Source organism: Ectothiorhodospiraceae bacterium 2226 (genome assembly GCA_013348725.1).
Lineage (GTDB): Bacteria > Pseudomonadota > Gammaproteobacteria.
In genome coordinates this window covers 1,322,208-1,342,657 of sequence record CP054689.1, presented here as the reverse complement: position 1 = coordinate 1,342,657, position 20,450 = coordinate 1,322,208, and the positions used below count along the sequence as shown (strand labels likewise).

Sequence of the window (20,450 nt, the reverse complement as noted above, 5' to 3'; positions counted from 1 at the left end):
CGGCGGGGCCGGCGCGAGGAACTGATCTCGATCAATGCCGACCAGGCGCCTCGCGGGTCGCTCCTGCGGGGCCGTACTAGACTGTTGGAGTAGCAAGAAAAAAACCGCGCGGCTGCGCCGGGTTCACCGGTGATCGGGCTGCGCCGTCTCGCCACGCAAGGAGGCCCTGTCATGCTCAAGCTCACCGCCCCGTTCGCCCTCGTCCTGCTCGTGCTCTCGTTCGCCGTGGGCGCCGTCCAGCAGCAGGAGCGCGGTACGTTCAATTATCCCGTGCTGATTCCCGAGCTCGCGCTCAAGGCCGCGCAGGCGGCGCTGGAGGCCTGCCGTGAGCAGGAGGCGCAGGTCGCCGTTGCCGTGGTGGACCGGGGCGGCAACGTCCAGGTCCTGCTGCGCGATCGCTTCGCCGGCGCTCACACGCCCGACACCGCCATCGGCAAGGCGTGGACCGCGGTGAGTTTCCGCCGCAACACCACCGACATGCTGGATATGACCCGGCCGGGCGAGGCCGGGGCGGGCATCCGCGACTTGCCGGGCGTGGTGGTGCTGGGCGGCGGCTTGGTGATCGAAGAGGCCGGACGGATCCTGGGCGGCATCGGCATCTCCGGCGGGCCGAGCGGTGAGGTCGACGACACCTGCGGCAAGGCCGGCATCGAGGCGATCCGCGAGGAACTGGTGCCGTGATCCACGGGGGTCTGAGTCAGTCCGTCCTAGGAGGACTCAGACCCCGCTCCCACCTACCAGCCGCTCGGCGTGCGCCTAACGACAGAACGGCCAGAACTGGTAGAAGCGTCGGCAGCGGAAGTCGCGTTCACAGCCGGCGAGTTGGCTGCTGTAGCGCTGCGCGCGTTGATCCACGCGGCTCGCCACGCGCATCACTTGCGGTTTGGCCCGGTAGGTGCCGCGCGAGTAACCGCCGTGCCCCTCGTGATAGGCGAGGTACAGGCGGTGGGCGTCGTGCTTGGGGATGTTCAGCCGCCGATGACTCACGTCGTTGTACCAGCCGATGAAGTCCAGTGAGTGCGCCATGTTGCTGCGCCGCGCGGTGGAGTGGCCGGTCGCCTTGCGGTAATCGCTCCACGCCGGGGACTGCGCCTGCGCGTAGCCGTAGGCGCTCGATCTACGCGGTTTGGGGATGACGCCCAGCAAGTAATCGCGCGGCGGGCGCACGTTGTGCCGGAAGCTCGATTCCTGCTGCACGAACGCGATCTGTACCGGGATCGGGGTACCCCAGCGATCCTCGGAGCGCTTGGCATGATCGTACCAGCGCGGATTGTGCTCGAAGATGTGACAAATGTTGTCCTGGTTGGCCGGCGGCTTGGTCGCGCAGCCGGAAACCAGCAGCGTAAGCAGCGGCACGAACAGGGCGATGAGGCGCGATGTCGTCATTGTTGTGCGTTGTGTAAGTTTGATTTGGGTCGCCGATGCCCATCATACCTGCCCGGCGTCCCTCGCGTTCACCACCCGATCACCGTTGTGCGTTCCGGTCGGTGCCGGGCGGGATATCGCTCTGAGGGGCGGATGAGGCCGAACTGGAAGCGGCGGCGCGCGGTGCGGGCGCTGTGGGTGTCCGGTCAACGTCGCCGTACGCGCCTCGCCTTACGGGTGAACTTGCGCATGAACGCTCTAGTCATGAACGCTCTAGTCAAGCGCCGCGCGTTTCCTACAGAGGGTCCGCGGCGGGGAGGAGGGGAATGCTTCGAGGATTGCCTGCGCGTCACCCTCTGCCGTCGGCGCGCATGTTGCTGCGGCTGACCTGGCCAAGCCTCGCTCGACTTAGCATCATCCATCGGCGCGCCCCAGCACGCTCCTGTCCACGGCGTGCGTCGATGAGCAGAAACGGGCGTGTCATCCACCGGCGTTCAGGCGGAGGCGAGCTCTCCCTGGCTACCTTGATAGGCCCACTCGAGTGCGGCTTCGAAGGTCAAGGGCGGATCGAGCAGTAGGCGATGGGAGTATTCCGTCCCTTCCGTGCGCAGCGTTTCGTCCAAGGCCTCGTCATCGAGCACGCGATACAGCGCTTGCGCGAGCGCCGGCACCGATTCGGGTTCGTACAACAGGCCGTTGCGTTCGTGCACGATGAGGTCGGTGAACGGGCGCAACGCTGGGGCGATCACGGGCGTGCCCAGCACCAGTGCTTCGTTGGCCGCCTTGCAGCGACCTTCGGGCAGGCGCCGTCGTGTGGGAAGTATCACGGCGCGCGCCTGTTGCACCACAGCGTGCAGCATCCGCTCTTCCAGATGGCCGAGTAGCGCGACCTGGTCGCCGAGCCCCAGCGCCTGCACGTCCGCCGCCAGGCGCTCGCGGGCCGGCCCGTCGCCCGCGTAAGCCAAGCACAAGGAGGAATCTTCGCGCAGGCGCGCCGCCAGCGCTGTCAGCAGATCGAAGATGCCTTTGTCCTCGACCAGGCGGCCCATGAAGAGCAGCACGGTGCGGGTTCCCTCGCGGGTGAGGTCCGGCGTCGCCTTGTTCGCCTTCGGCGGAGCGAGCAGGTGACGATAGTTGAGGTTGAACTCGCGCAGGCGCGCCGCGGGGATGCCGGTGGCCGCCAACTCTTGCGCGAGAAATGGTCCATGCGCGATCGCCGCGGAAACATGCCTGATGACCGCGGCGTTGACGCGGGTCTCCCACGCCGCCACTCCGCCGGCGGCCCGCTCCAGGCGATTGTGGCGCGTGTGCACGATGGGCGCCCCATAAATGCGCGCGGCGAGAAAGCAGGCCCAGAGCGCCGGGCCCGATGCAGCGCAGAATACCCAGGTGGGACGAAACGCCATGACCCGCGCGAAGGTCGATGCGAAGATGCGTATCTTTTGGAGTGTGGCGGTTAGCCGCCACCGCCGCTGACGGCGCAGCAGCACGTGCGCTTGCACCGAGCCGCTGCGGTACGCCTTGGGCTGCTCGTCGTAGGACAGCAGCAGCACCTGGGCGCCCGTGGACCACTTGAGGAACGTCGCGATGTAGTGGTACGGGCCGCCTTTCGTCCCGCGGCCGGGGTCCGCTTCCAGCGTGGCCAGTTCGTCCGCCACACTGCCGTTCTTGCAATACACGAAGCGGTCCCGTCCACTCATCGCGAAATCCCCCTTGTACGGCGCAGATTCGTGTGCCTGCGGCGCGCGCTCGTTCGGCTGCCCCTAGCATAGTAGATGATGATCCGCCGGCCACTTGCGGGCGTGGGTTACGCGGGCGCAGGTGACGCGGCTTGCACTGGGACTTGGGTAGGACGCGGTACGGCAGGGCGCTGGCTGTCGCTTGATCGAAGTGCCGCGATCCAAAAGGTCGCGTGGGGTGCGATGGAGCAGCCATAGACCGGTCGATGCGCAGTGGCTGAACGCTGCGGTCGAACAGGTAGAGCGGTGCGGCGGCAGCGCAAGCTGCGCCTCATCCACCGCGTCGGCGGCACCGCCTAGTCCTGCGTTTCGCGAAAACCAGCACTGGGGCACGCGGGGACTCGCTTTGCCCACCGGACGTCGACCACGCGTCCGGGGCGGCTGGAGTAGTCCCTTTTCCGGGCGGATCCGGCTTGGCCGCCGGCGGTCAAGCATCCCGCGCGGACAGCAATTGCAGCCGTTCCAGCGTTTTGAGCCTGTGCAGGGCGCGGTCGGGATGGCATAGGGCGCTCGCCTTACCCCGATCCGGTGCGCAGCCAAGTGCCTAGCAGGCGGTCGAAGCACGCGGACTCCTCGAGTTGCGGGGTGTGCCCGCTGCGCTCGAACAGGTGATAGGTATGGGGGGGCAGGGTGGGGCGCGCCGCATCCCACAGGGTGGGCGGCACCACGTAGTCGTGGCGCCCCGCCACCACCAGGACCGGCGCGCGCAGTTCGCCGGGATTCCAGCGCATCACATAGTCGACGAACAAGGCGCGAAAGCCCGGCAGGGCCTGGGTCGCGATGGGGACGTCCTGCCACAGGCCGCTCGCGTCATAGGCGGGGTCGTACCAGTACTTGGGCCCGTCGGCGACGTACCCGGCCACGAAGCCCGCCGCCGCGGACATCCTCCCGAGCGCTGCGGGCGTGAGGCGTGCCCAGTTCCGCTGCAACGCGGCGCGCCGGTCGGCCGAGGCGTGCGCGGCCCAGTAGGCCACGCCGGCGGCCAGGGTGTCGGCCACGCCGACGGGGGTGGCGCCGATCAGCACCAAGTGCGTCACCCGTTGCGGATACCGCTTGGCGTATTCGAGGGCGAGGTTGCCGTGGTGGGAGTGGCCGATCAGCGCCATGCGCTCGAAGCCGATGGCCGCACGCAGCGCCTCGATGTCCGTCAGGTAGGTCTCGAGGGGGTCGCCCGCCGCCGCGTCCGCATTCTGGGCAAAATGGCGCTGGTCGACGAATGCCATGCGCAACTTGGCGCGCAAGTCTGCCGCGAAGGTGCGCGGGTAATAGACGGACGATCCGAGCACCAGGGTCGGCAGGCCGCTGCCTTCGATGCGGTAGCCCAGCGTGGCGCCCGGGACGCGCACCACCCCGCTGGGCGACGGGCGGCGCTGGACGGAGGGCGGATCCATGGCGGCGCATTATACGCGCAGTGGCGCGCGCCGGCCCGCCACCGCCCCACCGCTCTCAGGCGCCGGGGCTGGGTGCGCCGACGGCCGCCTCGCGGCGCCGGATCATGCGGTTCATCCACTTGACCACCACGAACAGCGTGAAGGCGATGATGAGGAACTCGATGATGGTGTTGATGAACGCCCCATAGCGCACCGCCACCTCGGTGACCTCTGCCGTGCCGGGCTCCAGGGTGCGGACCAGTACGACCTGCAGATCCTTGAACTCGACGCCGCCGATGAGGTAGCCGATCGGCGGCATGATGACGTCGTTGACCAACGAGTCGACCACCTTCTGGAAGGCGATGCCGAGCACGATGCCCACCGCCATGTCGATGGCGTTGCCCTTGACCGCGAACTCCTTGAACTCCTGCAGCATGCCCATGTCGTGCCTCCTCCTTGAGGGACCGGCCGGCGCGGGACGGGCGTGGCCGTCCACCGCCTTTCAAAGATATACGCTGCCGCACGTTGCTGCCGCCGAGCGGCCGCGCGCGAGGTGAGCGCCCGCGCCGGCGCGACGGCGGACCGCTTTCCTGGCAAACTGTGCGGCCTTCAACCTAAGGAGAGACGCAATGGCTACCGCATCCGCCCGCCACATCCTGGTCGACTCGGAGGCGCTCTGTAATGAACTGAAGGCGCGCATCGAGGGCGGCGAAGACTTCGCGGCGCTCGCCAAGCAGTATTCCTCCTGCCCGTCCGGCCAGCGCGGCGGCGAGCTCGGCTCGTTCGGTCGCGGCCAGATGGTGCCCGAGTTCGATCAGGTGGTGTTCAGCGCGCCGGTGAAAGAGGTGCAGGGCCCGGTGCGCACCCAGTTCGGCTTCCATCTGCTGGAAGTCACCGAGCGTCACGACTGAGGCGCTGCCCGCGCCGATGCCCGCGCCGATGCCGATGTCGGCCTGCTCCACGGTGGACGTCGCCGCCGCCCTCGCGCGCCTGGAGGCGCTGCTCCCTTTGCGGGCACGCCAACGCGCCCTGCCGCCCGCTTGGCAGGCCGTGCACCGCGCGCTGCTGCGAACGTTCGCCGAACGGGGGCGTCCGCCGAGCCGCGCCGAGCTGGCCGCGCGGCTGCCCGCGGGCGAGGCGGCGGCCGCACTCGCTCGTTTGGTGGCGGACGACCTGGTGGTGCTCGATGCGCACCGCGAGCCGGTCGGGGCCTATCCGTTGACGCTGGAGGCCACGCCGCACGCGCTCTTGCTGGGCGGGCATCGCCTTCACGCCATGTGCGCCCTGGACGCGCTGTCGGTGGCGCCCTTGTTCGCCACCGAGGTGCGCATCGCATCGCGCTGTGCGCTCAGTGGCGCCCCCATCCGGATCGACCAGCGCGGCAGCGAACTGCTCGCGATCACGCCCGCCCCGGACGTGCGGGTGGGGATCCATTGGCAGACGCCCTGCGGCGCCGCCGCCCACAGCCTGTGCCGCGAGATGGTCTTTCTACGCGACGGCGGGTTGGCGGCGCAGTGGCAGCAGGGCGATGCTGACGGGCGCGCGCTGTTGACGCCCGCCGACGCGGTAGCGGTCGGTGCCGGCTTCTTCCGGCCGCTGCTGCACGACTGACGGCGGCGCAAGGATCGGGTGGGCGACCCCGCGCCGTGGCGGGCACAATGGCGGCATGAGCGACTATGACCGCATCGCCTGTGCGATCCGCTATCTGGAGGCGCAGCGCCGCGCGCAGCCGGATCTGGCGGCGTTGGCCGCGCACGTCGGTCTGAGTCCCTACCACCTGCACCGCCTGTTTCGCGCCTGGGCGGGCATCACCCCCAAGGACTTCCTGCAGTGCCTCACCCTGGAGCACGCCAAGGGGCTGCTGCACGCCGGTGCGAGCGTGCTGGACGCGGCGCTCGACGCCGGGCTGTCGGGCCCGGGGCGCCTGCACGATGCCTGCGTCGCGCTGGAGGCCGCCTCGCCCGGTGAAGTGAAATCGGGCGGCGCCGGCTGGACGCTGCATGCGGGGGTGGCCGACACCCCCTTCGGGCCCTGTCTGATCGCGGAAGGCCCGCGCGGGGTGTGCCATCTCGGGTTTCTCGACGCCGCGCGCTCCGCGTCGGTGGCCGACGAACTGACCCAGCTGCAGGCCGCCTGGCCGGCCGCCCGGCTGCGGCGCGACGACGCGGGGGCCGCCCGTGTGGCGCGGCGCATCTTCGTGCGCACCCCACAGGGCGCGCCGCCGCTGCGCGCCCTGGTGCGCGGCACCGATTTCCAGGTGCGTGTCTGGCGGGCTCTGCTGCGCGTGCCGCCCGGCGCGGCCGTCAGCTACGGGCGCTTGGCCGCGGCGCTCGGCCGCCCGGGCGCGGGGCGCGCGGTGGGGGCGGCCGTCGGGCGCAATCCGCTGGCCTACCTGATTCCTTGTCACCGGGTGATACGCGAGACCGGCGTCATCGGCGACTACCGCTGGGATGCGACGCGCAAGCGCGCCATGCTGGCGTGGGAGGCGGCGGCGTCGGACGGGGCCGCGCCCGGCTCTGATATGCTGTGAGGCCTCCGGTCCATGCCGGAGACCGGAACCGATAGCATTCACGGACACCCTATGGCCCCTTGGTTGATTCCCGCTCTCAAGGTGGTGCTGCCGCACGTCGGCACCATCATCTCCGCCGCCGCGCCTGCCTTCACCAAGCGCGGCGCCGACGCCAGCGTCCCGCCGCCGCAACTGGTGCAGCAACAGATCGCCGAACTGCAGGCCGCCGCCTCCCAGAACGCCGCGCACGTCAAGGAGCTGGCCGCCCAGCTGCAGCGCACGGTGGCGGCGCTGGAGCAGGCCGCCGAACTTGCGCAGGCGCGCATGCGCCGCACGCTTGTCCTGGCCGCCGGGGCAGCGGGCGTGTCGGTGATCAGCGCGGGGTTCGCCTTGCTGGCGCTGCTGGGAAACTGAATAACCCAGAGTCCCGCGCCACAGGGATCACGACGCGAAGCGAACACCCCCGCTCTTGATACGCGACGCCTGAGAACGCCAGGCTGGAGTGACTCACCTCTCCCCGGCGACCCAACAAGCCTTTCCTGCTCCCTTCTCCCCGCGCGACGCCGCCAAACTGCGGGCCGCGTCGCAGTCAGGCGGCGCGCGAGGACGTAACGTCTGCCGCGTCCCAACACAGCTCAGGACGAGGGAGAATATGAAAACAAAAGCATGGGTAACGGGCGGGGCGGTCGCGGTGCTCCTCGCCGGGTGCGGCGGCGGTTCCGACGGCGGGCCGTCGACCGGGCATTTGACGCTCGCGATCACGGACGCCCCGGTGGACGAAGCCAGCGCCGTGGTGGTCGCTTTCACCGGGGTGAGCCTCAAGCCGGCGTCGGGCCCGGCGCTGGCGTACCACTTCTGCGCCGAGGACGAGGAGGTGGTGGCCCGCCGCGAGGCATGCGACGAGCCGGTGGTGCGCCAGATCGACCTGCTCGCCCTGCAGGGCGAGGCGCGCGAGACGCTGCTGGACGGCGTGGAACTGCCCGCGGGCCGCTACAACTGGGTACGCCTGCACGTGCTCGCCGACGGCGACGCCGATGACTCCTATCTGGAAGACACGCTGGGCGGGAGGCATCCCCTGTACGTGCCCAGCGGCGACCAGACCGGCCTGAAGCTGGTCAGCGGCTTCGTGGTGCCGGCCGGCGGCCAGGCGGACTTCACGATCGACTTCGACCTGCGCAAGTCGATCCACCGTCCGGCGGCCGCAGGTCAGGGCTATCGGCTGCGGCCCGCGCTGCGCCTGATCGACACCGCCGAGAGCGGCACCCTGGCCGGCGAGGTGGACGCCGACCTGATGCTGGATGAGGCCTGCACCGGCGGCGACGCGGTGTACGTGTTCGCCGGCCACGACGCCGAGGTGCAGGACGTGCGCGGCGACGCGGGCGATCCGCTCATGAGTGCGCGGGTGAGCATGGACGAGGATAGCGGCGCGTTCGGGTACCGCGCGGCGTATCTGGCCCCGGGCGACTACACCGCGGCATTTACCTGCCAGGGCACGGACGACGATCCCGAAACGGCCGACGCGATCGAGTTCCGCGCCGTCGCCAATGCGACGGTGACGGCTGGCGCGGTTACCGTCCTCGATCTGCCGTAGAGCCCGCGGGCGGGGCGGCGCACGCCGCTCCGCCCAATCCGCCGGTTGACAGGGCGGCGGCCGATCCGGAGGCTTAGGGCTTTCCAAGATCGGGCCCGCCCGCAGCGGTCCCTGCCGTTCAACGAGTGTGGCGCGCCGGGCGGGCGCGTTGCGGAGAATATGTGTGAAGAAAAAGCGATTCTGGTTCGCGGGTTTGATGTTGGCGTTGGTCGGGGCCGCGGGCGCCGCGCCAGCGGGGACTGCGCAGGTCGGCATCACCGAGATCGCGCCCGGCGAGGGGCGCGAGGCGGTGCGCAACACGACCGTCCAGGTGCACTACACCGGTTGGTTGAGCGATGGCACGAAATTCGATTCCAGCCACGACCGTGGTCAGCCGCTTGCCTTTGTGCTGGGTGCGGGCCAAGTGATTCCGGGCTGGGAGATGGGCCTGATGGGCATGCGCGAGGGCGGCAAGCGCGAACTGGTGATCCCGCCGCACCTCGGCTATGGCCCGGCGGGCGCCGGTGATGTGATTCCCCCCAACGCCACGCTGCGCTTCGAGGTCGAACTGGTGGCGGTCGAGCCGCCGCCCTTCAGCGACATCGACAATGCCGAACTGAGCGAACTCATCGAACAGGGGGTGAAGGTGGTGGACATCCGCCGCCCCGAGGAGTGGCGTCAGACCGGGGTAGTGGAGGGCAGTTACCTGCTGACGGCCTTCGACGCCAACGGTCGCTTCGTACCGAGTTTCCCCGCCGAGCTTGAGCGCATCGCCGCCAAGGACGAGCCGGTGGTACTGATCTGCCGTACCGGCAGCCGCACCGGCGTGCTGGCGCGTGCGCTCGCCGAGCAGGGCGGTTATCAGGACGTGTACAACGTGGAAGACGGCATCGTGCGCTGGCTGGGTGAGCGGCGCCCGGTACGCAAGGACTGCGAGGCCTACCGCGCCGGCGCCCAGTGTTAGGGAAGCTCTGATCAACTCAGTCGGGCGCATTAAGCGCAGCGCAATGCGCCGGCAGCGGGAGGATGCCCGTACCGCCCCATGGCGCAATGCGCTGCGCTTATTGCATCTGCAAGCCGTGGATTACGAAGCGAAGCGAAAGCCACGCTTGTCACTTCGCTTAGTCTGAAAACACGGGATGGTGTGTTCAGCCCGCCATGTGACGCTAGCGGCCGAGAAGGCCGGGCAGCGGCCGGCGACACGCGTCGTGTGACGCGGGTCCCAAAAATGTGCGGCGCGCCGCGTTCTCCGCGTTTGCCCCAATTGGCGCGCGAAGCGGCGAACGGGTAACCTGCCCCGCATGCATGTGTCACGGAAGATATCAGGCAAGGTCCCGAGCGGCCTCCCCGCCCTGCAAGACGTCGCGTGGGGCACCCACGTTTGCCACTTCTATCGCTCCGAGGCGGAGCTGCGCGAGCCGCTGGTGGCGTTCTTTCGCGTCGGGCTGGCGCAGGGGGACAAGTGCCTCTGGGTGTGCGGCCAGCCGCTGGAGGTCGATCAGGCCCGCGCCGCGCTTGCCGAGGTGGTGCCGGACCTCGCCGAGCGCGAGCGGAGCGGTCAGATCCGCTTGCTGGATCACGCCCGCTGGTACGGGGAGATCGCCGCCGGCTCGAAGGTCTTGCAGGCCTGGCTCGATCTCGAAGAAGAGGCGCTGAGCGAGGGTTACAGGGGGCTGCGCATTACAGGCAATGTCTTCTGGCTAGAGCGCGGCGACTGGGCGAGCTTCGCCGAGTACGAGGCGGCCGTGCACGAGGCATTCCACAGTCGCCGCATCCTCGCGCTGTGCAGCTATCCCCTCGACCGGTGTAGCGCCGATGACGTGCTCGAGGTCCTGCAGAATCACGAGTGCGCGCTGGTGTCGCGCGGCGGACGCTGGGAGCCGGTCCATACCGCCACGCAGCTGCTGGCGGCGGTCAACCAGCGGGAAGCGAGCAGCCCCCCGCGCCCCGATCATGAGGTCCACTTCTTTCGGGAGGCGGCCTATCCGGCCGACTGCATCGCCGCCTTCCTCGCCGGCACCGCCCCCGGGGCCCGCGCCGTGCTCGTCCCGCCATGTCGGCTGGCGCCGCTGCGCGACGCGCTCCATGCACGCGGCGTCGATCCCGCGAGCGTACAGTTCATCGATGCCGAGCAGCTGCTGGCCGAGTTGGGTTGGCCGGAGGCGGTCGACGTCGCGCGTCTACGCCCGGCGCTGGAGGCGCTGGTGAAGCGTCTCCAGGGCAGCGGCCACCAGGCGCGCCTTTATGGCGAGGTGGTCGATGTGCTGGTGCGCGGCGGGCGGACGCCGAGCGCGCTCGAGTTGGAGGATATTTGGAACCACCTCCAGCGTCGTTACGACTTCGCGTTGTGGTGCGGTTACGAGCAAGCTGCCTTCGAGCGCGGGGACACGCGCGCCTACGCCAGCGTGTGCGCCGCCCACGGCGAGTTGCATGCCGTGGCCGCGACCGATGACAAGCTGCTCTCGAGGGCCTACCTGGCCGAGGTGCGTGAGCGCCAGGCGCACGAGGATGAACGACGGCGCTTGCTGCGCTTGGAGCGCGACGCCAGCACGCGGCTCGCGCTGCTGCAACACATCACCTCCGAGCTCTCCAGCGCGGCGTCGGTGTTCGACATCGGCGTCGTGATCTGCAACACCCTGCGCGAACGTGTCGGCGCGACGGCCGTGCTGATGGTTGCCCCCTATGGGGAGGAGTTGCGCACGGTGAAGTACGACGGGCTCGCACCGGCCGTCGCCGAACGCTTCGTCACCGGGCCGCTCCACGCGCCGCTGCCCGTTACCGACGCCTTTCATGCTTCCGAGGCCGTGTGGCTGCACAACGCCGCCCAGATCAAGGCGCACTATCCGGGGTTGCCGACCGAGTCCCGCGCGATAGCGGCCCTGCCGCTGATGGTCGGCGGCCGAACGCTGGCGGCGATCGCGATGGGGTTTGCGACGCCGCAAGACTTCGATGCGGCACAACGCGCCCTGCTGGAGGACATCGCGGTGCAGGCGGCCCTGGCCGTGGAGCGCGCCCAGTTGTACGAAGAGGCCGCCCGCGAGCGCCAGCGTGCCGAGCACGCCGCCCAAGCCAAGGATCGCTTTCTGGCCATGCTCGGGCACGAGCTGCGCAATCCGCTCGCCGCGCTCAGCAGCGCGGCGGAAGTGCTGGTACGCACCGGGCTGAGACCCGACGTGGTGGCGCGTACCCAGTCGGCGCTGCAACGCCAGGTGGCGCATATGACCCGGCTGGTGGACGACTTGCTCGACGTCCAGCGCATCGTCGCGGGCAAGGTCTTCCTGGAAGTGGCGACGGTGGATCTGCGCGACCTGCTCACGGAAATCCTGCAGGACCGGCGCGCCCCGGTGCAGGCGCGCGAGCTGCAGCTCGTGGCGTCGCTCCCGGACGAGAGCGTCTGGGTGACCGGCGATCGTGTGCGCCTCGCGCAGGTGTTCGACAATTTGCTCACCAACGCGATCAAGTTCACCGATCCGGGCGGCACGCTCACGGTCGCCATGGACCGCGCGCAGGACGAGGTGACGGTGACCGTGCGCGACACCGGCGCCGGCATCGAAGCGGAGCTGCTGCCACATGTCTTCTCGCCCTTCCGGCAGGTGCGCCAGGGCCTCGCCCGCACCGCCGGTGGGTTGGGGCTGGGTCTCGCGCTGGTGAAGGGGCTGGTGGAACTGCACCGCGGCAGCGTGACCGCCGCGAGTCCCGGCCCTGGCGCGGGCAGCGAGTTTGTGGTGCGCCTGCCGCTGACCCAACCGGGGCAGGTCGCCGCGCCGCAGACCCCGCGATCCCACGAGGCGGTCCAGGTACTGGTCGTGGAGGACAACCCCGACGCGGCTGAGATGCTGGCCGAAATGCTCCGGCTCGGCGGTCACGAGGTCAACCTGTGCGACAACGGCGAGGATGCCATGCGGCGCCTGCGCCAGGAGCCCCCGCAGCTGCTGCTCTGCGACATCGGCCTGCCGGGCGCCCTGAACGGTTACGACATCGCGCGTGCGGTGCGGGGCGACCCCCGCCTGGGGGGTATGTTCCTGGTCGCGCTGACCGGCTACGGCGGGCCCGGCGATGTTGCCGAGGCGCTCGACGCGGGTTTCGACATGCACCTCACCAAGCCGATGCGCGCCGAAGCCGTCGAAGAGGTTCTGAGCCGCATGCAGGCCCGCCAGAGCCGCGCGTCCTGAACGGGGGGCGGCGCCACACGCCCGCGGCGGGCGTGAGCGATCAGCCTTCCACGCCCCCGACCGGCTTGGCGCCCGCCGGCGCGGACGCGGGGGCTTTGCCCTCGTAGGCGTATTCGACGACCTCGAGCAGCCCCTCGATGCCCTCCGCCGTTTCGAGTTCGCGCTCCGGACGGAAGGTCAGCAGCGCATTGCGACGCACCTCCACGTACACCCCGGGATAGCTTTGCAGAAAGCCGCGCAGGCGCGTGGCGGCGGCCAGCGCCTCGGCGTCGGCCCCGCGCGTGTAGAGCCGATAGCCCTCGGGAAAGCCGATGTCCGCGGACGGTTGTAGCTCGCGGTAGTCGACCAGGTAACGTTTGAGGTAGTGGCCGGGAGCCAGTACCAAGTCGGGCAGCGCCGGGCTCTCCGCCGGCGGCTTGACGATGATCAGCGTGTGCCGGTGCTCGGCGTAATAATCGGGTGCCGCGGTGTGACTGTAATCGAACACCTTGAGTTCGCAACCGCGATAGGCCCCGCTCATTACGTTGCGCTCCTGCTTGCGGTCGCCGCGGCGCAGGTACACGAAGCCGTGGGTGTCGAGCGCCGCCAGGGTGGCGGGATTGAACGCCAGGCCAAGCTGTTGGGCCACGCCCAGCATGAGGGTGGCACGCGCCGAGAGGCTCGCTTCGCGCTTGACCAGCGCCGCGTCGTGCATGCGCGCCGACAGCGAGTGCTGGGTGAATTGATAATAGTTTTCCAGCCCCAGCAGCTCGAAGGGCCGCCCCTCGCGCACCGCGTCCTCCTGGATCTGGTGCAGGTACTCCATGGCGGTGTGGTCGATGATGCGGCCCGATTCGGTGACGATGATCGACAGCCCCGCGTCGGCCGGCAGGGCCTGCAGCAGCTTGTCCAGCGGCAGCAGGTTGAAGCACACCAGCGTGCCCAGCGAGACCTCGTAATGCGGGCGCTCCTGCCGCGTGTCGTTGTGCACCTTGATGATGGGATTGTGGAACAGGCCGACCAGGTTCTTGGCGAGCAACTCCAGCGACTGGGTGAAACTGAGACGGCCGGTGAGCACGGTGCGGAACGAGGGGGTGAGCAGGTAGCCCAGCATCAGGATCTCCGCGGCGATGCCGATGAGGATCCCCCACAGCAGGTCGGTGGCCAGGATGGCGGCGACGGTAATGAGGAAGATCACCATCTGGTCGCGGCCGATGGCGTAGGTCTTGCGGAATACCCGGTACTCGCACAGCCGCCAGCCGACATAGATCAGAATCGCGGCGATGGCCGCCAGCGGGATGAGCGCGATGAGGTCCGTGGCCACGACCAGGAACAGAATCAGGAACACCGCGTTGTAGAAGTTCGCCCACAGCGTGCGCCCGCCGGCGTCGATGTTGGCGCGGCTCTTGACGCCGCCGGGAATGATGGTGAGGCCTCCCGCCATGCTGGAGAGCACGTTGGAGACACCCATCGCGCGCAGCGTCACGTTGGGATGGGACTTGCGCTGGAAGGGATCGATCTTGTCCACCGCCGCGATGGTGGCCAGTGACTCGATGCCGTCGATCAGTGTCAGGGTGATCACCACGATGAGCAGATTCACCCACAGTTCCGGGCGGCTCGCGACTTCGGCGAAGGCGGGAGGGGTGATGCCGCCCTCCAGGATGCTGTCCGGCATGGTGATCAGGTAGGGTGCCTCCAGCCCGAGGGCCGCGGCCAGCACCAGTCCGAGCAGCGCGACGAACAGCGGCGGCGGGATGCGCCGCAGCCACTGCTGGCGCGCGGTGTTGAGGTAGAACATCAGGATCAGCCCCACCGCGCCGATCAGGAACACTGTCGGCTCGATGCGCAGCAGCGTGTCGGGCAGCTTGGCGATGGAGGCGAGCGTGGTCGGCGCCACCGGCGAGAGATCGCCCACCAGCGGTGGGATCTGCTTGAGGATGATCATGATGCCGATCGCGGCCAGCATCGCCTCCACCACCGTCACGGGCAGGAAGATGGCGAAGCGTCCGGCGTTCATGAACGCCAGCAGGATCTGCAACAGCCCGGTGAGGCAGATGGCAACCAGGACCAGCGGGTAGCCCGCGGCCAGATCACCGCCCCCTAGCAGCAGCATGCCCGACAGCAGCGCGGGCGCGAGCCCGGCGGCCGGGCCGCTGATGGTGACGTAGGCACCGCCCAGAAAGGGGAAGATCAGCCCCGCGATGATGGCTGACACCACGCCCGTGACCGGCGGGGCGCCGGAGGCGATGGCGATGCCGAGGGAGAGCGGCAGCGACACGAGCGCGACCTGCAGACCGGCGCTCAGGTCGTAGCGCCAGTGCCTCAGGCCCTTGATGCCGTTGCTCGGCTTTTCCTGCATTCTGAGGTCTCGCGGCGCGCTCGCTCGCCCCGGGGCGCGCGCCGCTCGCTGTCGCCACGTTGTTGTTGTCCGCCCCGAGGAGCGCCCGGCGGTGCGGCGGGAGGCCGCTCAGGGGCGACTATAGGTCAACGTGGATCACAATGCCAAGTGGCTGATAGTATTAGATTTTCAGACTATTCGCGCTTGCTCATGAACCCGCGCAACGCCCGCCACCCCGCTAGAAGGTGACCAGAAAACTGGCCGACAGCATGTCCACGTCGTACTTGCCGAAGACGCCTTTCTCGATGTTCAGGTAGCGCTCCCATTCGACGCGCACGCGCATGGCGCGGTCGAGCTCGAACTCGAGCCCGCCGCCCACCAAGGGGCTGGCGCCGGTCTTGCCGCCCGACTCGCGCGCGCGCTCGTCGTCGATGGTGACGTCGGTATTCCAGTACAACAGACCGCCGCGCGCATAGGCCGAGCTGCGCTCGCCAATGGGCCAGCGCACCACGCCCGAGCCGGAGACACCCAAGGTGCTGGCCTTGCCGCGCACGTCCCCGCTCAGCCAGAAGTCCCCGCCGTCCGACCTTCCTTCGAAGCTGTGTTCGCCCAGACTGACGAACGCGGCCTCCCACGCCAGACGTGGGTTCATCTCATAGCTCGCGATCAGCTTGAAACCGAAGTCGCTACGGCTCACGCCGCCATCGATCAGGGAACCGTCGTCCCAGTCGGCGGCGCTGGTGTCGTGCCGGGTGAAGCCCATGCCGAAGCCCCAATACAATTGCTGGGCGGCGGCGGTGGCCGGCCAGAGGGTGAGGGACAGCGCACTAACGATCAACCACGCCGCGACGCGCGCCGGCACGCCACGACGAGCCCCTGGGTAAGGTCGTTCCATCATTATTGTTGCGAGGGCCGCGAGGCCCCGCCTCCTTGCACTCGTCAGTGGCGTCAACTATAGCTCAAGCAGCCGGTGGGGGGCGCCGGCCTCGCGAGAACGATGTCCGCAAGCTGCGGAAAAGCTGACGATTTGCCCGTGCATGCGCCGTGGCGTATGACCAGCCCAAGGAGCCAGCCCAAGGAGGGGGAATGCGCATGAGCGTATCACGACTCGCATTCATTCGCGCGTGCGTCGGCCGACGCATCCTCGCCTGTGGTCTGGTCCTCTGCGTGCTGAGCGCCGGCGCGGTGGCCGCCGAGTTGCACCTGAGTAGCCCCGACGGCGCTCCGCTGGCAAGTCCCTACACCCTCGCACCGGGCCAGACGCTCGAGTTGCGCGTGCAGGGTGCCAGCGGTGCCGCCACGCTCACCCCTTACCCGAACGAGGCGGGCGTCCTCGGTGACCTGCAGGCGACGGGCGAGGACACCTACCGCTATACCGTACCCCCTACGGGCGCCTTCGCGGGGGCCCACCGCATCGAAGTGCGCGATGGCGAAACCGCGTTCGACTTCACGGTGCGCGTCCCCTTGCAGGCGAGCTGGTCGGCGAGCGAGGCGCTGGGCGGACCCGACAGCGTGCAGCTCACCGTGCGTGGTGCGCAGGCCGGCGAGAGCCTGAGTCTCGCGGTGCAGGATGAGCGCGGTTTGCCGAGCGAAGCGCTCGCGCTGCCGACTCCGGTGCCGCCCGTCACGAGTGAGCCGAGCGACGGCAACCCGCTGCGCGTCGAAATCGGCACTGCGCGCGTGTCCGAGACACAACGGGTGCGGGTGGCGGTGCGCGCGACCTCTGCCGAGGCGACGAGTCCCATCGTCGCCGTGTTGCCGGCGCAGGAGTATGCGGGCGTCGTGTACGGCACGGGCGGGGCTGCGCTCGAAGGCGCCCGGGTGGAAATGCTGGACGTGAGCGTCGCGGGCCGCGGCTATGAGACCGTCACGGATGAGGCCGGCCGTTTTGGCATGCTGGCCCCGCGCGCCGACGCCGACTTGCGCGCGGTGGCCGACGGTTATACCGCGCAGGCTATCGCGGCAGGCGGATGTGCGAGCGACGCAAGCTACGCGTCTGCATGCACCTTCACGCTTTCGCCGCCGGAACTCGAGCAGGTGCGGACGCCCGGATTCGACCCCGACGGCGGCACGCTCAGCACCGACGCAAGCGGTGTGCGCATCAGCAGCGCCACGCCGGGCGCGCTGATTCGCTACACCGTGGATGGCACGGCGCCCAGCCGCGAGCACGGCGAGGTGTTGGAGAACGGTGGGGAGGTGGCGCTGGAGCACAGCGTCACGCTGAAGGCGATCGCCTACCTGAACGGCATGGCCGACTCCGAAGTCGCCAGCGCCGAGTTCGACATTACGACGGACCGGATGCACGCACCGAGCATCGACCCCCCCGGCGGTCTTTTCGCGGGATCGGTGACCGTGACGCTGCGCACGCCGACCAAGAACGCGACCATCGCGTACACCTTGGACGGCTCGCCGCCCTCACCGACGCACGGCGTTCAGGTGAGCAATGGTGGGAGCTTCGAGTTACGCGAGGTCGCGGAGTCGTTTGTGCTATTACGCGCCATTGCCTTCCGGGGCGCGCACAGTTCCGAGGAATCAATGCTGTTGCTGGCGGCAGCGGCCGACGACGACGAGTACGAGCTGTCCGATGAGGTCAGCGCGAGTTTCCACATCACGCCTGGCGAGGATGACGGTGACGACGGCAACGGCGGCGATGACGGCAGCGGCGGCGACGACGGTAACGGCGGCGACTACAGCAACGGTGGCGATGACGGCAACGGCGGCAATGACAGCAACGGCAACGGCACCGACGACGGCAACGGCACCGACGACGGTAACGGCAACGACGACGGCAACGGCAACGACGACGGTAACGGCAACGACGACGGCACCGGCAACGATGACGGCAACGGCAACGGCAACGACGACGGTAACGGCAACGACGACGGCAACGGCAACGACGACGGAAACGGCACCGACGACGGCAACGGCAACGACGACGGAAACGGCACCGACGACGGAAACGGTAACGACGACGGAAACGGTAACGACGACGAAAACGGCAACGACGACGGCAATGGCGGTAACGGCGGCACGCCTCCGCCGCCCCCCGGCGACGATGACGGCAACGGCGGCACGCCTCCTCCGCCCCCCGGCGACGATGACGGCAACGGCGGCACGCCTCCGTTGCCTCCCGACGACGATGACGACGACGACGGCAACGGTAACGGCGGACTGCCTCCGTTGCCTCCCGACGACGATGACGATGACGACGACAATGGCGGCACGCCTCCACCGCTCCCGGGGGATGACGACGACAACGGGGGCGATACTCCGCCGCCGGGCGACGACGATGACAATGGGAACGGCAACGGCGAGGCGCCGCCGGAAGACGGCGAGCCGACTGCCGACGGGCCGCGCATCGGCGGCGGTGGTGGCTGCGCGCTGGGAGCCGGCGACGGACGCCCCGATCCGCTGCTGCCACTACTGATGCTGCTGGCGGTATGGCGCTTGCGCCGTGGTGTGCGCTGCTAGCCGACGGCCCGGTGGCCGATAACATCAAGGACGACGCGCGGCAGTGACGCTGCGCAGGGGTGACTCATGAGCGACAAGGAAGGCCGCTTAAGGCGGTGCGCGCCTGCGTGGGCGTGGCAGATGATGCTGGTGCTGGTGTGGGGCGCGTGGACCACCGCCGCGCTCGCGGACACGCTCCATCTGCAAACAGGCCAAGGTGTTCCTCTGCCGAGTGAGTTGAGTCTCCAAGCGGGCGCCCAACTCGATTTCCAGGCGGTGGGCGGCAGCGGTGCCTACCTTGCCCATGTCGAGCCGAACGCGGCGGGTGTGGCCGGTACGCTCGAGCGCCTGCGGGACGGGGGCTGGCGCTACACCGCGCCGACCGACGGCGCCTTCGCCGGCCTGCATCGCGTCGCCGTGACCGATGTCGCGCTCGGCTGGCGTGTCGAGTTGGCGGTGGAGGTACTCCTGGATGCGACCCTCAGCCCTGACGAAGTCCTCGCGGGTGCCGATAACGTCCGGTTGACGCTACGGGGCGCCGTGCCGGGCGCGACACTGCATCTCGACGTCCTCGATGCCGAGGGTCTGCCCACCGAAGCGGTGGTTTTGCCGCCAGAGCCGCTCCACGTGCCGCCGTCCGGCGAACTGCAGGTCGATCTCGCCACCCGCGATGTGCCCGACGACACGCGCGTGCGCCTGGCTGTGAGCGCCGATGGCCTGCAGGGCGTTTCCAATCCCGCGCAGCTGTGGGTGGCTCAGCCTTTCGCGGGTCACGTGTTCGGCGAGGCGGGCGAGGCACTGGACGAGGCTGAGGTGCGGTTTGCCGGCCTGATCCTGAACGGTCGGCGCATCGAGGCCGTTACCGATGCCGTCGGACGCTTCCAGCTGCTGGCACCGCGGCACGCCCTGGAGGGCCTGCTGCTGGTCGCCGCTGCCGGCCATGAGGCGGGCGAGTTTGCCGCCGCCGCCTGCGCCAGCGATGCCGACTACGCGCCGGCGTGCACCTTGTCGCTGAGCGCGCTTACCCTGGAGCAGGCCGCCAAGCCACGCATCGAAGCGGACGGCCCCTTGGTGCAGGGAGAATCGGTGAGCATCTCCACGGCGACCGAGGGCGCCATCATCCGCTACACGCTGGATGGCAGCGACCCCAGTCGGGAGCACGGTGACGCCCTGGGGGACAGCGGGGAGATCGTCCTCGATGACGATGCGAGCATCCGCGCGATGGCTTATCAGGACGGCCTGGCGGACTCGCTGATCGCCAGCGCCGACTACGAACTCAGTGCTGGCCAAGTCGACCCGCCGACGTTCGATCCGCCCGCCGGGACCTACGAGCGCGAGGTGAAGGTTCGCCTGTCGACCGACACGAGTCACGCCAAGATTATGTACACCCTCGATGGCAGCACGCCGACGCGGCGCAACGGCAAGAAAATCGACAGCGGCAAGCGCATCACGCTAAAAGAGTCCGCGCTGCTGCGCGCGATGGCCTATCGCGACCGCGGCAACTTCGAGGACTCGCCGGTGGTGAACGCCCATTATTTGATCGTCCCCGAGATGAGCGACGACAAGGACGACGATCAGAAGGACGACGACAAGAAGGACGACGATAGGAAGGACGAGGATAGGAAGGACGAGGACAAGAAAGACGACGACCGCGACGAACGCGGCGGCGACAGCGACCAGGGCGACCAGAGCGAGCAGCGCGACGATCCTGCGCCCCGCGAACCCTCTGACGGTGGCTCCGACGGCGAAGAGACGCAGGAGGCCGGGGAGGCCCAGCGGCTGGCCGGCGGCGGCGGATGCACACTGCGCGGGGCGGGGACGCCCGATCCGCTACACCCCCTGATGATCTTGGGCGCGCTGGCCGTCCTGGGGTGGCGTCTGCGTCAAGGCCAGCGCTGAATCGCGGTACCGATTTTCGCCGCGCGACGCTTTTCGGTACCGTAGCGCTCTTGCTCATC

At 69.1% G+C, this 20,450-nt stretch carries 16 protein-coding genes; 10 read left to right on the top strand and 6 right to left on the bottom strand.

The genetic code is table 11. The features are described from left to right. Nucleotides 1-171 precede the first annotated feature (171 nt). Nucleotides 172-681: a heme-binding protein gene (locus HUS23_06475; GenBank protein QKT03476.1), complete on the top strand. Its 510-nt coding sequence runs from the start codon at nucleotides 172-174 to the stop codon at nucleotides 679-681. Between the two features lie 75 nt (nucleotides 682-756). Here the strand turns inward: HUS23_06475 and HUS23_06470 are convergent, their stop codons facing one another. The 4 genes from HUS23_06470 to mscL form a co-directional block, all read right to left on the bottom strand. Then, the gene (locus HUS23_06470; protein ID QKT03475.1) at nucleotides 757-1,386 is read right to left on the bottom strand and encodes a hypothetical protein; all 630 of its coding nucleotides are present in this window, start codon (nucleotides 1,384-1,386) and stop codon (nucleotides 757-759) included. Nucleotides 1,387-1,859: 473 nt separating this feature from the next. Beyond that, a complete protein-coding gene (locus tag HUS23_06465; GenBank protein ID QKT03474.1) occupies nucleotides 1,860-3,065 on the bottom strand; it encodes a glycosyltransferase family 4 protein in 1,206 nt (401 codons plus the stop codon). Nucleotides 3,066-3,619: 554 nt separating this feature from the next. Continuing rightward, nucleotides 3,620-4,495, bottom strand: a complete 876-nt coding sequence (locus HUS23_06460) for an alpha/beta hydrolase (protein ID QKT03473.1) — start codon at nucleotides 4,493-4,495, stop codon at nucleotides 3,620-3,622. Nucleotides 4,496-4,550: 55 nt separating this feature from the next. Then, a complete protein-coding gene (mscL, locus tag HUS23_06455; protein ID QKT03472.1) occupies nucleotides 4,551-4,916 on the bottom strand; it encodes a large-conductance mechanosensitive channel protein MscL in 366 nt (121 codons plus the stop codon). A 187-nt stretch (nucleotides 4,917-5,103) separates the two neighbouring features. On the opposite strand from mscL, the gene HUS23_06450 reads away from it, so the two are divergent. From HUS23_06450 to HUS23_06420, 7 genes are all read left to right on the top strand, one after another. Next, a complete protein-coding gene (locus HUS23_06450) occupies nucleotides 5,104-5,385 on the top strand; it encodes a peptidylprolyl isomerase (GenBank protein QKT03471.1) in 282 nt (93 codons plus the stop codon). A gap of 16 nt (nucleotides 5,386-5,401) precedes the next feature. Further along, nucleotides 5,402-6,085, top strand: coding sequence for a hypothetical protein (locus tag HUS23_06445; protein QKT03470.1), 684 nt, complete (start codon nucleotides 5,402-5,404; stop codon nucleotides 6,083-6,085). A 55-nt stretch (nucleotides 6,086-6,140) separates the two neighbouring features. Then, a complete protein-coding gene (locus tag HUS23_06440; protein QKT03469.1) occupies nucleotides 6,141-7,004 on the top strand; it encodes a methylated-DNA--[protein]-cysteine S-methyltransferase in 864 nt (287 codons plus the stop codon). Between the two features lie 51 nt (nucleotides 7,005-7,055). Then, entirely contained in the window at nucleotides 7,056-7,397 is a 342-nt protein-coding gene (locus tag HUS23_06435) for a hypothetical protein (protein ID QKT03468.1), read from the top strand. Nucleotides 7,398-7,635: 238 nt separating this feature from the next. Next, on the top strand, nucleotides 7,636-8,574 hold the full coding sequence (locus HUS23_06430) for a DUF4382 domain-containing protein (GenBank protein ID QKT03467.1): 939 nt from the start codon (nucleotides 7,636-7,638) through the stop codon (nucleotides 8,572-8,574). A 196-nt stretch (nucleotides 8,575-8,770) separates the two neighbouring features. Beyond that, complete coding sequence (locus HUS23_06425) at nucleotides 8,771-9,517, top strand: FKBP-type peptidyl-prolyl cis-trans isomerase (GenBank protein ID QKT04998.1); 747 nt, start codon at nucleotides 8,771-8,773, stop codon at nucleotides 9,515-9,517. Between the two features lie 337 nt (nucleotides 9,518-9,854). After that, nucleotides 9,855-12,725: an MEDS domain-containing protein gene (locus HUS23_06420; protein ID QKT03466.1), complete on the top strand. Its 2,871-nt coding sequence runs from the start codon at nucleotides 9,855-9,857 to the stop codon at nucleotides 12,723-12,725. Between the two features lie 40 nt (nucleotides 12,726-12,765). Here HUS23_06420 and HUS23_06415 read toward each other — a convergent pair whose 3' ends face one another. Next, on the bottom strand, nucleotides 12,766-15,063 hold the full coding sequence (locus HUS23_06415; protein QKT03465.1) for a SulP family inorganic anion transporter: 2,298 nt from the start codon (nucleotides 15,061-15,063) through the stop codon (nucleotides 12,766-12,768). A 217-nt stretch (nucleotides 15,064-15,280) separates the two neighbouring features. Continuing rightward, the gene (locus HUS23_06410; GenBank protein ID QKT03464.1) at nucleotides 15,281-15,904 is read right to left on the bottom strand and encodes an outer membrane beta-barrel protein; all 624 of its coding nucleotides are present in this window, start codon (nucleotides 15,902-15,904) and stop codon (nucleotides 15,281-15,283) included. A gap of 224 nt (nucleotides 15,905-16,128) precedes the next feature. Between HUS23_06410 and HUS23_06405 the strand changes: the two genes are divergently transcribed. After that, nucleotides 16,129-18,513 carry a chitobiase/beta-hexosaminidase C-terminal domain-containing protein gene (locus tag HUS23_06405; GenBank protein ID QKT03463.1) on the top strand — a complete coding sequence of 795 codons (2,385 nt, stop codon included), beginning with the start codon at nucleotides 16,129-16,131 and terminating at the stop codon, nucleotides 18,511-18,513. A gap of 66 nt (nucleotides 18,514-18,579) precedes the next feature. Then, on the top strand, nucleotides 18,580-20,391 hold the full coding sequence (locus tag HUS23_06400; GenBank protein ID QKT03462.1) for a chitobiase/beta-hexosaminidase C-terminal domain-containing protein: 1,812 nt from the start codon (nucleotides 18,580-18,582) through the stop codon (nucleotides 20,389-20,391). Nucleotides 20,392-20,450: the final 59 nt, after the last annotated feature.